Source organism: Nonomuraea sp. NPDC049655, assembly GCF_044465465.1.
In the GTDB taxonomy this organism is placed as follows: domain Bacteria; phylum Actinomycetota; class Actinomycetes; order Streptosporangiales; family Streptosporangiaceae; genus Nonomuraea.
Window position 1 is genome coordinate 459,130 of record NZ_JBITLS010000003.1, and the last position, 12,291, is coordinate 471,420.

Consider the following 12,291-nt stretch of genomic DNA (forward strand, 5'->3'; position numbering starts at 1 on the left):
GTGCGACTTATATAAGTCAAACCTGGGATAGGTGGTGGCGGATGAAGTCCAGCTCCAGCAGCAGCAGGTTCTCGGCCACGTCCTCCTGGGGGGCCATGTGCGTCACGCCGCTCAGCGGCAGCACCGTGTGCGGACGACCGGCGGCCAGCAGCGCCGCCGACAGGCGCAGCGTGTGGGCGGCGAAGACGTTGTCGTCGGCCAGGCCGTGCACCAGCATCAGCGGACGGCTCAGGCCGGGCGCGTCGGCCAGCAGCGAGCAGCGGTCGTAGGCCTCGGGATGCTCGTCGGGATGGCCCAGGTAGCGTTCCTGCCAATGGGTGTCGTACAGGCGGGGATCGGTCACCGGAGCGCCCGCGACGGCCACGTGGAAGACGTCGGGATGACGCAGCACCGCCGCCGCCGACAGGTAACCGCCGTAGGACCAGCCGCGGATCGCCACCCGGCCCAGGTCCAGGTCGGGATGGCGGGCGGCGGCGGCCTGCAGCGCGTCGGCCTGGTCCTCCAGCGCGGCGCTCAGCTTGTCGAACCGGACCGCGCGCTCCCAGGCCGGCCCCCGGCCCGGCGTGCCCCGGCCGTCGGTCACCAGCACGGCGAAGCCCTGGTCGGCGAACCACTGCTCGATCGCGAAGCCGTCCAGGCCGCGCAGCACCCGCGCCGCCATCGGCCCGGCGTACGGCGACAACAACACCGGCAACCGCCCCGACCCCGGCACGTGCCCGGACGGGAACAGGACCGCCGTGCGCAGGTCGCGCTTGCCCAGCGACACCAGCTCCACCCGCGGCCGCAGCACCGGGACCGCGCCGTGGGAGGCGATCGTCCGGCCGCCCACGCTCACCCGCACTCCGTGCTCCTCCAGGGAGCGGCGCACCACGACCGTCGCCCCGCCCGCGCGCGTGCCGGTGTGCACGCCGGGCTCGGCGGTCACCCTGACCAGGCCCTCGGCCCTGGACCAGGTGCACAGGTGCCGTTCGGTGGGCTCCTCGCAGCAGTGGAGGAGCACGGTGTCGCCGTCGACGGCCAGCACCGCCAGCACCTGCAGGCCGGGCGGGGTCACCACGTCCTGGCCGACCATCAGGCGGCGGGTGTCGTCGCGGTCGACCGTCCAGACCAGCTCGCCCGCGGCCGTGCGCGACGGCACGCCGGGCACCAGCTCCAGCCAGGCGTCGTCGGTGTCCTCGCGCACCGGCGTGGTCGCCCCGGTGGCCGGATCGACCTCCAGGACGCGGGTGGTGCGCTGGTCGCGGCTCTGCACCAGCACCAGCAGGCCCTGGCCGGTCCATGACACCGCCGCCACGTACTCGAAGGCCGCGCGGTCCCACACCACCCGGATGCGCCGGCCCTCCAGCGTGACCAGCCACAACGACACGTCGGCGTTGGCCGTGCCGGCCGGCGGGTAGGCCATGGTCCGCGGCGGCCGGCCGGGCTCGGCCGGCTCGGCCAGGCACCACTTCTGCACCGCGGCGTTGTCCACCCGGGCGGCCAGCAGGCGGGTGCCGTCGGGCGCCCACCAGTAGCCGCGGTGACGGCCCATCGACTCGCCCGCCACGTGCTCGGGCAGCCCCCACGTCACGTCGGTGCCGTCGGGGACCAGCAGCGGCCGCTCCCCCACGTGCAGCGCGCCGCCGGAGACGAACGCGACGTGCTCGCCGGTGGGGTCCAGCCGCGGGTCGGAGCCGGTCAGGCCGAGCGCGGTCACCTCGCCGGTCAGCAGGTCGACGGTGTGCAGCGCGCCGTCGGCCGCGTAGACGGCCTTGGCGACGGCCGCGTCGGTGGCGTAGGCGACGATGCCGGAGGCGTGCTCACGGGTGCGCTCCCGGCGGGCGCGCTCGGCCTCCGACAGCCGTGCGCCGGGCACGGGCGCGCCCGGCTCGGCCAGCAGGCGCTCCTCCCCCGTGGCCACGGTGAACGACCACAGCCGGTGCACCGGATCCTCGCCCGAGGACGACCGCAGGAAGATCACCCGCGCGCCGTCCGGGGAGATCGTGAAGTTCCGCGGGACGCCGTAGGTGAAGCGAGCCGTGCGGGCGTGCTGGCGGGGAAGCGTCAGGGGAGGCATGGCGCGATCATAGGCACGGCCCGTCGAGGCGGCGCAAGGCAGGCCACGGTGGCGGCGCGGGCACGCTCCCGCGCCGCCGCGCGAGGTCAGCGGTCCTCGAACCACACGTCGTCGAACAGTGCCTCGTCGCCGGTCGGAGCGGTGCCCGCGCTGCTGAAGGCGTAGCCGTCCATCGAGGTGACGGCGGCCGTGCGGGGCAGCGTGGCGATCTGCCGGTCACCGGCGTACAGGGTGGCGGAGGAGGTGGTGGCCTCCAGGCGGATCCTGGTCCAGCCCTCGCCGACCGTCCCGGCGGGGGCCAGGGTCGTCCACCTCTTGGCGGCGGCGTCGTAGCGGCTGACCGCGCCGGCCCTGCTGATGCTCAGGTGGTAGGCCGACGTCGTCCCGCTGGTCACCGTGAACAGGAAGGAGTTGGTCACGCTGACCGGCTTGTAGCGGAACTCCAGGGTCTTGCGCGCGCTCGCGGTCGTGGTGCGGGCGGCCTTGGCCATGAGGGTGGTGGACTTGTCGGACAGGGTCAGCGCCCGGTCGGCGCCCACCTCGTACGGCGACACCCACGCCGCCGACAGGCTCTGGTAGCCGCGCGGGCGCAGCCAGATCGGGTCGTTGTCGAAGGTGTCGGTCGTGGAGTAGAGCTCGACCTCGTTGAGCATCGCGCAGCTCGGGCCGATCTCGGCGTCGCAGTCCGGCGTGGCCTCGACGACGATCTTGACGTGCCGGCCGGTGGCGTTCACCGGCTGGTGGCGCAGCGCGTAGTCGGTGCGCCCGGTGACCGTGGCCACCGGGCGGCCCCAGTCGGCGCCGTCCTTGGAGACGTAGACACTGGCCGAGGCCGGGTGTCCCGGGCGCAGGCTGAGGCCGATCCGGTTGAAGGTCTGCTCGCGGTCCAGGTGCAGGACGTACTCGCCGGGGCCCTGGGAGACGGCGCTGGACCAGTACGCGGTGCTGCCGTCGAAGGCGCCGTCGGGGCGCACCCGCGGCCGCCGGGCGTCGGCCCAGGTCATGTTCGTCTCGACGGTCAGCTCGCCGGCGCGCTGCTTGGCGGCCAGGTCGATCCGGCCCGCGCCGGGGGCCAGGACGTCCAGGTGGCGGCGCTTGACGGCGTACCAGCCGCCGTTCTCGAATTTTCCGCTCGCCGGGCAGGCGGTCTCGTTCAGCGTGCCGTCGGCCTTGACGCCGGGCAGCTTGCAGTTGTCGAAGAGCTGGACCAGCCGGTTGGCGCCGACGGCGGCCAGCGCCGTGTAGCCGGACGAGCCGTGCGTGTCGTAGACGCCGTCGCGGTTGTGGTAGGTCACGCGCTGCTGCGTCCAGGAGTCGCCGCGGCCGTCGGGGGAGATCGCCAGCCAGTCGTCCGGACGGCCGGCGCTGAGCACCAGCACGCCGTTGGGCATGAGCAGCAGGCGCGGGGCCACGCCGCGCACCGTGCAGCTCTGGCCGGACAGCTGCAGGTCGCGCACCGCCGACCAGGTGCGGCCCTCGTCGGTCGAACGGCTCCAGGCCAGCGTGGAGTAGGTGCCGCCGTCCTTGCGCATGACCGCCAGCAGGCTGCCGTCGGCGGTCTGCTGGACGGCCGTCTCGTTGTACGTCGCTTCGCCGGCCGGGCGGGCGACGACGCCGCGGCGGGCGAAGGTCCGGCCGCCGTCGGCGCTGGCGTACAGCTCGGCCTGGTTCTTCCCGCCGGTGGCGGTGTAGCGGGCGTAGACGGTCACCAGGACGGTCCCGTCGGCCAGCTGGATCGGCACGCCGTGCGCCACGCCGCCGCCGACCAGCTCGTCCGGGCTGGTGAAGGTGGCCTTGGCGGTGTCCCAGGTCTGGCCGAGGTCGGTGGAGGTGTGCACGTCCAGTTCGTTGGTGTGGGCGTCGACCTTCGACAGGTAGTAGGCGGTGCCGAACAGGCGGCCGTCGTGCAACTGCACCGGCGCCTCGCGCAGCGGCGTGCTGCGCGCCGGGCCGAAGGTCAGGCCGCCGTCGTCGGAGACGGCCATGCCGCTGGTCTGGGCCATGACCGCGTCCACGTTGGTGGACCAGGTGGCGATCAGCTTCTGGCCGGGCGTGCCGTCGGGCCGGACCACGTCGATCGCGGTGAGGTTGGGGAAGCCGGCGTAGTCGCGGCGCTGGGCCGCCGTCGGCTCCTTGGCCGCCGGGCGCGGGCTGGGGTAGACCCAGTCCACGAAGGCGTCGCTGCCCGATCCGGCCAGGTAACCCTCACGCGGCCCCGACTCCTGGGCGGTGAGGGCGGGCGTGTCGGGAATCGAGCAGTACGCGGCCGCGTGCGCCGTCCCCTGCAGGACGACGGGAAGGGGGGCCAGCAGGCAGGCGGCGAGCAGCGCTCTGGTGGGCAGCACGGGGGAAGGACTCCTTGCGCAACGAACGATCGACGTCCGTTTTGTCGTTTATTTACGCAAGAAGGCTATATTTGACCAAAAGTGGAGGTGTAAGTTGTAACTGCCTTATGTCCGCTTTGTGATGAAGTGCGGGTCAGTCGTCGAGCCCGCGTGCCGACAGCGCCTCACCCAGCGCGTCCGCGTGCCGCAGAGCGCCCACCACCAGCGGCACCGCGAACGCCCGCATGCTGCGCTCGACCCCCCGCGCCCGCTGCGCCTCCCGGATCCGCACCGCCAGCGAGGCCACCACCGGCACGCTGCGCACGGTGAGCGAGAGCAGCAACGACAGCCGGAACGGGTCCAGCCCCACGAACCTGACCGGCGACAGGACGCGCTCCAGCGCCGCCAGCATGTCGGCCGTCCGCGTGGTGAGCGTCACCAGCCCCGCCAGCGCCACGGCCAGCACCACCCGCAACGTCGAGGACACCGCCGCGTCCAGGTCCGCGAACACCAGTTGCAGCACGAACAGCATGACCGCGAACCAGCGCACCGGCCGCACCTGCGCCCACGCCGCCCGCCCCCCGACCCGCGCCGACGCGTACAGCGCCGCCGCCACGACCGCCGCCCCCGCCAGCGCCACCGGCGGACGCACCAGCACCAACGCCGTGCACGACACCGCCAGCCCCGCCAGCTTGACCCCGGGCGGCAGCCGGTGCAGCCACGAGCCGCCCGGGACGTACGCCCCGGTGAGCCCGTTCACGCCATCAGCTCGGTGTAGTGGCCGATCGCCTCGGCCGGCGTGCCGTCGGCGACCACCCGGCCCTCGTCCAGCACCAGCACCCGGTCGAACCCGGCCAGCAGCGGCAAGTCGTGCGTCACCGCCACCACCTGCTGCGGCATCTCCCGCAACAACGCGGCCACCCGCCGCGAATGGCGCAGGTCGAGCAGCGTCGTGGGCTCGTCCATGACCAGGATGTCGGGTTCGAGCACCATGACCGCGCACAGCGCCAGCAACTGCTTCTGGCCGCCGGACAGGTGGTGGGCGGGATGGTCGGCGTGCCCGTCCAGGCCGTGCCGGGCCAGCACGTCGTGCACCCGGCGCTCGACCTCCTCGCGCGGCAGGCCCTTGCGGCGCAGGGAGAAGGCGACGTCCTCGGCCACGGTCGGCATGACGATCTGCGCGTCGGGGTCGGTGAACAGGAACCCCACCCGCCGCCTGATCCGCGCCGCCTGCCGGCGGGTGTCCAGGCCGAGCACGGTGACCTCGCCCGACGTGGGCACCGCCAGGCCGTTGATCAGCCGGGCCAGCGTGCTCTTGCCCGAGCCGTTCGCGCCGACCACGCCCACCCGGCGCTCGGTCAGGCTCGCGGTGACGCCGCGCAGCACGTCGCGGGTGCCCAGCCGGACGTGCACGTCGGCGAACTCGATCACGCGACCACCTCGAACAGCGCGGCCACGCCCAGCCCGCCGCCCACCGCCGCGGCCGCCAGCCCCAGCGTGCCCGCGGGCGCCCCGGCCCGTACCAGCCTGGAGAAGAGCCTGGTCACCACCACCGCGCCGGTCGCGCCCCACGGATGGCCGAGCGCCAGCGCGCCGCCGCCGGCGCACACCCGATCGCGGTCGGCCTCCAGCGGGTCGAGGCCGAGCGCGTCGGTGACGGCCAGCACCTGCGCCGCGAACGCCTCCACGATCTCCACCGCGGCCACCCGTCCCATGTCCACCCCCGCACGTGCCAGCACCCGGCGGACCGCGGGCACCGGCCCCCATCCGGGCAGCGCCGGATCACACCCGACGACGGACCCGGCCAACAGCCGCAACCCCGGCAGGCCGGCCCGCTCGGGCGCCAGCGCCACGGCGGCCGCGCCGTCGCTGACCGGGGAGGAATTACCGGCGGTCACTGTACCGCCCGGTACGAACGCCGCGGGCAACCGGGCCAGCGACGCCGCCCGCAGCGCCCTGGGACGCTGGTCCTCCGACCGGCCCCCGACCGGCACGATCTCCTGGTCGAAGGCGCCCGCCGCGCGGGCGGCCAGCGCCTTGGCGTGGCTGAGGCGGGCGTAGTCGTCCTGGCGGGCGCGGCTGATGCCGTACGCGCCGGCCAGGGCTTCGGCGGCCGGGCCCATGTCGGGGTCGGGATGGCCCTGGGGGGCGAAGGGCGCCCGGTCGTAGGGACGGTCCGCGCCCCGGGGCGTGCGCAGCGGCGCGGTCGAGGCGCTCTCGGCTCCCCCGGCGATCACCAGGTCCATCTCCCCGGCGGCCACCGCCTGGCCGGCCACCAGGATCGCGGCCAGCCCGCTGCCGCACTGCCGGTCGACGGTCAGGCCGGGCACGCCGTGGCCGAGCCCGGCGGCCAGCGCCGAGACCCGGGCCACGTTCCCGCCGGGGCCCATGCAGTTGCCGAGCACCACGTCGTCCACCGGCCGGCCGGCCTCGGCGGCCACCGCCTCGATCACGGGGGCGGCCAGCCGGTCGACGGTCACGTCCTTGAAGGCGTGCCCGGCCGTGCCGATCGGCGTACGGCGGGCCGCCACGACGACGGGTCGTCCGCCCACCTCAGACCAGCCTCCGCAGCTCGGGGTCGCCGCCGGCCAGCCGGTCGGCCACCAGGCCGCGCGCCGGCTTGCCCGACCCGGTGCGCGGCAGGACGGGCACGGCGTACCAGCGGCGGGGCCGCTGCGCCACGTCCAGCCCGCTGCGCGCGACGGCCTCCAGCAGCGCGCGCGGCGGCGGCGAGGCGCCCTCGACCACCGCGGTCACCACCGAGCCGAGCGACGGGTGCGGCGACCCGATCACCACGATGTCCCCCACCCCCGGCACGTTCCGCAGCACCGCCTCGACGTCCTCGGGCACGACGGTCGCGCCGCCGGTCTGGATCGCGCCGTCGCCGCGCCCGCGCACCCGCAGCACCTGCCCGGCCCGGTACGGCTCGGCCAGGTCGCCGACCGTCAGCCAGCCCGCGCCGTCGCGGCGCAGCGGACCCCTCGCGCCGCCAAGATAGCCTTCGGCCAGCCACGGCGAGCGCGCCCACACCTCGCCCAGCGTGCGCCCCGGCTCGGCCCTGACCTCGATCTCGACCTCAGGAAAGGCCCGCAGCCCGCTCCCGTCGGGGTCGAAGGCCACGAACGACAGCTCGGTCGCGCCGTAGTAGGACATCACCCGCACCCCCGCCCGCTCGGCCAGGTCCCGGGCCTGCCCGCTCAGCGCCGCGCCGCCGACGACGGCCGTACGCAGGCGGGGCGCCTGCTCCAGCACCTCGGACAGCCGGTGGGGCACCAGATGGATCGCGGTCGCCGCGCGCAGCGACGCCGCCGTGGGCCGCCCGCCCGGCACGACGGCGGTCGCGCCGACGGCCAGCGTGTGCACGGCGGCGAAGGCGTACAGGGAGGAGACCAGCGGGCCGGGCACCAGGACGACGTCGGCCGGGCCGATGCCGGTCAGCTCGGTCAGGTGCGGGAAGGAACGCGTCCAGGACGCGCGGGTGCGCGCCACCGCGCGTGGCCGGCCCGTGCTGCCGGAGGTGAAGCACGCCCACGCCCGGTCGCCGGGACGGGGCTCGGGCACGAGGGGCGCGCCCGGCGCGCACGGCAGCGGCTCCTCGACCCGCAGATCGGCGCCCGCTGCCCCGGCCACCCGCGCCCACCGCTCCACGCTCCACGCCGGGTCGCCCACCAGCGGCGTCACCCCCGCCAGATCGGCCGCCAGCACCGCGACCAGCAGCTCGACCGGGTCATGAAGGGCGATGGCGGCCAGCTCGCCGCGCCCGCGAAGATGCCGCGCGCCGCCCTGGACGCGTCCGGCCAGCTCGCCGTAGGTCAGCGAGCCGCCCGGGCCGCGCAGCGCGACCCGGGACGGGCCGTCGGCGGCGTGCCGCAGGACGTGCTCGGCGACCGGCATCAGCGCACCCGTTCGCGGTGGACGGCCGGCACGGCGTCGGGATAGGCACGCTGCGTGCCTCTGGCCACCAGCGCGGCCACCACCGCCTTGAGCGCGTCGCCCGGCAGGAACACCGCGCTGAGGGCCAGCGCCTTGGTGAGCGGCAGCCCGGTGACCAGCGCCTGCACCGGCACGCCGACCAGGTAGACCACTCCGATCCCGCCCACCGCGCACGCCACCAGCAGCCGCAGGACGCTCGGCGTCCGGCCCGCCCGCTCCACCAGCAGCCCGGTGACCGCGGCCCCCGGGACCCAGCCGAGCAGGAACCCGGCGGAGGCGGCGGTGAACACGCCGAGCCCGCCGCGCCCACCCGCCAGCAGCGGCAGCCCGGCCGCGACCAGCACCAGCAGCACGACCACCGCCAGCGCCCCCCGCCGGCTGCCGAGAATGGCCCCGGCCAGCATGACGCCGAGCGTCTGGAGAGTGATCGGCACCGCGTTGCCGAAAACGTTGACCGCCCCCGGCGCGCCCAGCACCGCGATCAGCGCGGCGAACACCGCGATCCTGGCCAGGTCACCGGTGGGGAACCGCCGCCGTCTTCCTGCGTTCGTCATGAGGACGATCCCACACCAGAACGGGTCGATCCCGCATGCAGGGTTCCCACAACACCGGCGGCTACGCCTTGTCAGAGGCGCTCATGCAGTGCGCCGTCCGGAACGCGTTGGTGATCTTCGTGTGCCAGGAGTCCAGCTCACGGGCCGACAGGGTGGCGTTCGGGAAGGTGACCGTGACCCGCCGGGACACCCCGGAGATCGTCGCCGCCATGGAGACGTGGATGCGGTCGGGGATCACCGTCGTGCCGTCGGGGTAGTGCACCTCGACGCGGTAGTCGGCCACCGCGCCGCCCTTGGCCTCCAGGCAGGCGCGGGCGCCGTTCTCGACGCGGAGCATCAGGCCCTGGTTGATCTGCCTGCCGCGCATGGGGACCAGGTTGTAGCGCAGGCTGGCGCCGGAGAAGGAGGAGGCGATGAGATGGCCGCCCTGCCAGTCGCCGCTGCCGCCCCAGTTGCCGACGGTGGCCTCGCACCCGCTGCGCGCGGCCGCCTTCCTGGCCAGTCGGGGGGCCAGGGCCTGGGCGGGCCGTCCGGCGCCGTCGGTGGTGTAGGTGCGGGAGCCGTCCTTGTAGGTGTGGTTCTTGGCCAGGTGCCGGATGCAGGCGGCGGCGTCCGTGCCGGTGCTGGGGCCGGTGCTGGGGCTGGTGCTGGTGCTGGGGCCGGCCGCCTGGGCGGGGGCCGTCAGGGTGGCGGCCGCCAGCGCGGCGGCGCACAGGACAGGGGGGAGCCGGGTCATGGGCATGAGAAGGCAGTCCTCTCGCGGGGGACGCACGACGGGCCCGCGTCGGCGGGTTGCTTCGCCCTGTCGGCGAGCGCGTCGGCTTTGTCGCGATAGTGATGCCCCGACGATGTTGTAGCGGAACGTTGCTGGAACGCTACTGTTCGTAGTGATTACAGGTAGGTCGCCCTGTTCAGGGTTCGACGACGGCCCAGCCGTGCGGGGGCAGGGTCAGCAGCGAGCCGTCCAGGACGCCGTCGCCGGCGGCCAGGCTCCCGGAGAAGGGCAGCGTGACCTGCGACGGCTCGTCGGCGGTGCTCAGCGCCACGGCCAGCGCGTGGCCGCCGGAGCGGCTCTCGTAGGCGTAGAGCTGGTTGGACAGGACCAGGTCGGTGGTGTGGGCGCGGGACAGCCACCGGTGGCGGCGGCGCACCGCGACGAGCCGCTTGTGCAGGTCCAGGACCGGCAGGCCGGCCGGCGGCATCTCCAGCGGGGAGGCGGGGAAGGCCGGGCGCACGGCGTCGTCGCCGCCCTCGCGCTCCTCCTTGACGCCGCGCAGGGCGTACTCGTCGCCGGCGTACAGCGAGGGCGTGCCGGCGACCGTCATCAGCACGGCCAGGGCGTGCGGCAGGTGGCGCTCGTCGGCCAGGCGGCTGGCCAGGCGGGTGACGTCGTGGTTGCCGACGAACGTCATCGGCGCGAAGGACTCCGCGAACGCGGTGTGGCGCTTGAGCGCCCAGGCCAGCTCGAAGGCGTTGCGGTCGTTGAGCGAGCTCCAGATCGCCTTCCACAGCTCGTACTGGGTGACCGCGTCCACGCCGGTCTCGGCCACGAACGCGGCGTAGTCGCCGTGGATGACCTCCCCCACCACGTACGCCTCGGGCCGCCCGCGGCGCACCTGAGGCAGCACCCGCGCCCAGAACTCCGGCGGCACGGCGTAGGCGGCGTCCAGCCGCCAGCCGTCGGCGCCGCGGTCGAGCCAGTGGGCCATCACCGCCGCGACGTGCTCGGCGACGGCCGGCTCCGCGTGGTCGAGCGCGACCAGCGACTGGTGCCCCTCGAAGTCGTCGTGCGCGGGAGCGCCGCCGTCGGCCGGCCAGCGCAGCCGGAACCAGCGCGCGGCCGCCGAGCCCGGCCCCTCGCGCAGGGCCTGCTGGAAGCGCGGGAAACCCTGGCCCACGTGGTTGAAGACGCCGTCGAGGAGCACCCGCAGCCCGCGCTCGTGCGCGGCCGACACCAGAGCGTCGAAGTCGCCGTCGTCGCCCAGGCGCGGATCGACGCGGAAGTGGTCGAGGGTGTCGTAGCCGTGGGTCTCGGCGGCGAAGATCGGGCCGAGCTGCAACCCGTCGGCGCCCAGCGCGGCGGCGTGGTCGAGCCACGGCGTCAGGCCCGCGAGCCGGTGGGTGACCCGCGGCACGGCGGCCCGCTCGGCGCCCAAGAAGCCCAGCGGGTAGACGTGCCAGAAGATCGCCTGCTCTGCCCAGGACGGCACGTCAACCCCCCGATGAAGATCCGAAGCTCATTCTAGGCGGGGCCCCGCCGGGAGCCGCCCGCCGGGGCCCCGACCGGCTCACGCGCCGGTCGGGAGGCGCTTGTAGAAGAAGCTGCAGTCGAGCAGGGTGCCGTCGGGGGCGCCGGCGTAGCCGGGCACGACGCCGTAGCGGGTCCAGCCGCCGGTGCGGTAGACGTGCTCGGCGGCGCTGCCGGTCTCGGTGTCGAGCACCAGCAGGCCGGCCCCGGCCGCGACGGCGCCGTCCTCGGCGGCGGCCAGCAGGAGGCGGGACAGGCCGCGCCCGCGCGCCCGGCGGTGCACCAGGAGCTTGACCAGCTCGGCCCGGTGCCGCGAGTTGGGCTTGCGGGCAAGGACCAGGCTGACCGTGCCGGCCAGGAAGCCGTCGGCGTCGCGGCAGGCCCACACCGCCATGCCGCCCTCGGCCACCGCCGCCGCCTGTTCCCGCCACCAGGCCGCGGCCTCCTCCGGGCCGAACGGCTTGAGGAAGCCGACCGAGGCGCCGCTCTCGACGGCGTCGGCCAGCAGCACGGCCAGCTCCTCGACGCTGCCGGCGAACTCCTGCGCGGACATGCGGGTGACGGTGTGCACGACAGGGCTCCTTCGGGTGCTCACGGCAGGACGACGACCAGGGCGTAACGGACCGGCGAGGGCCCCGGGCAGCGGAAGCGCGACCGCCCCCACAGGCGGAACCGCAGGCAGTCGCCCGCCTCCAGCCGATGGACGCGGCCGTCGGCGGTGATCTCCACGACGCCCTCCAGCACCCAGACGTGCTGTTCGAGCCCGGGGACCGGCGGCTCGTCGTAGGCGATGTCCGCGCCCGGCCGCAGCCGACCCTCGACGACCTCGCCGCGCAACCCTGGATGCGGCGGCGAGACGGAACGTCGCTCGAAGCCCGAGCTCTCGTCCCGCCACACCGCCTGGGACGCCGCCCGCACCACCTGCGCGGGCTCCGGCTCCACCTCGGCCAGCAGGCGCGACATCGTGCGCCCGTAGACCGCGCAGAGCTTGTTGAGCAGGGCGGCGGTGGGGCTGATCTCGCCGCGCTCCAGCCGGGACAACGTCGAGCGGCTGATCCCGGCGCGCCCGGCCAAGTCGTCGAGCGACCAGTCGCGCTCGACCCGCAGCTCGGCGAGCCGCCCGGCCAGCCGCTCGTCCAGATCCTGTCCCATATCCGGGACGATATCCCATATACG

The 12,291-nt window shown here is 75.0% G+C and carries 11 protein-coding genes; all 11 read right to left on the reverse strand.

Features of this window, described 5'->3' with window-relative positions:
* Nucleotides 1-16: 16 nt before the first annotated feature.
* Nucleotides 17-2,056 carry a prolyl oligopeptidase family serine peptidase gene (locus ACIBQ6_RS11875; protein WP_397211483.1) on the reverse strand — a complete coding sequence of 680 codons (2,040 nt, stop codon included), beginning with the start codon at nt 2,054-2,056 and terminating at the stop codon, nt 17-19.
* Between the two features lie 86 nt (nt 2,057-2,142).
* Nucleotides 2,143-4,401, reverse strand: coding sequence for an exo-alpha-sialidase (locus tag ACIBQ6_RS11880; RefSeq protein WP_397211485.1), 2,259 nt, complete (start codon nt 4,399-4,401; stop codon nt 2,143-2,145).
* 133 nt (nt 4,402-4,534) lie between these two features.
* Complete coding sequence (locus ACIBQ6_RS11885) at nt 4,535-5,140, reverse strand: energy-coupling factor transporter transmembrane component T family protein (protein ID WP_397211487.1); 606 nt, start codon at nt 5,138-5,140, stop codon at nt 4,535-4,537.
* Nucleotides 5,137-5,811, reverse strand: a complete 675-nt coding sequence (locus ACIBQ6_RS11890; protein WP_397211489.1) for an energy-coupling factor ABC transporter ATP-binding protein — start codon at nt 5,809-5,811, stop codon at nt 5,137-5,139. Before ACIBQ6_RS11890 ends, ACIBQ6_RS11885 begins: the two co-directional genes overlap by 4 nt.
* Nucleotides 5,808-6,932 (reverse strand): thiolase family protein, encoded by a 1,125-nt coding sequence (locus ACIBQ6_RS11895; RefSeq protein ID WP_397211491.1) that lies wholly within the window; start codon nt 6,930-6,932, stop codon nt 5,808-5,810. Before ACIBQ6_RS11895 ends, ACIBQ6_RS11890 begins: the two co-directional genes overlap by 4 nt.
* A 1-nt stretch (nt 6,933) precedes the next feature.
* Nucleotides 6,934-8,274: a class I adenylate-forming enzyme family protein gene (locus ACIBQ6_RS11900; RefSeq protein WP_397211493.1), complete on the reverse strand. Its 1,341-nt coding sequence runs from the start codon at nt 8,272-8,274 to the stop codon at nt 6,934-6,936.
* Nucleotides 8,274-8,867, reverse strand: coding sequence for a biotin transporter BioY (locus ACIBQ6_RS11905; RefSeq protein ID WP_358286802.1), 594 nt, complete (start codon nt 8,865-8,867; stop codon nt 8,274-8,276). The genes ACIBQ6_RS11900 and ACIBQ6_RS11905 overlap by 1 nt, the downstream gene beginning before the upstream one ends.
* Before the next feature lie 61 nt (nt 8,868-8,928).
* The gene (locus ACIBQ6_RS11910) at nt 8,929-9,603 is read right to left on the reverse strand and encodes a DNA/RNA non-specific endonuclease (RefSeq protein WP_397211495.1); all 675 of its coding nucleotides are present in this window, start codon (nt 9,601-9,603) and stop codon (nt 8,929-8,931) included.
* A 175-nt stretch (nt 9,604-9,778) separates the two neighbouring features.
* Nucleotides 9,779-11,077, reverse strand: coding sequence for an alpha-amylase family protein (locus tag ACIBQ6_RS11915; RefSeq protein WP_397211497.1), 1,299 nt, complete (start codon nt 11,075-11,077; stop codon nt 9,779-9,781).
* A 78-nt stretch (nt 11,078-11,155) separates the two neighbouring features.
* Nucleotides 11,156-11,686 (reverse strand): GNAT family N-acetyltransferase, encoded by a 531-nt coding sequence (locus tag ACIBQ6_RS11920; protein WP_397211499.1) that lies wholly within the window; start codon nt 11,684-11,686, stop codon nt 11,156-11,158.
* A gap of 20 nt (nt 11,687-11,706) precedes the next feature.
* A complete protein-coding gene (locus tag ACIBQ6_RS11925; RefSeq protein WP_358286808.1) occupies nt 11,707-12,267 on the reverse strand; it encodes an XRE family transcriptional regulator in 561 nt (186 codons plus the stop codon).
* Nucleotides 12,268-12,291: the final 24 nt, after the last annotated feature.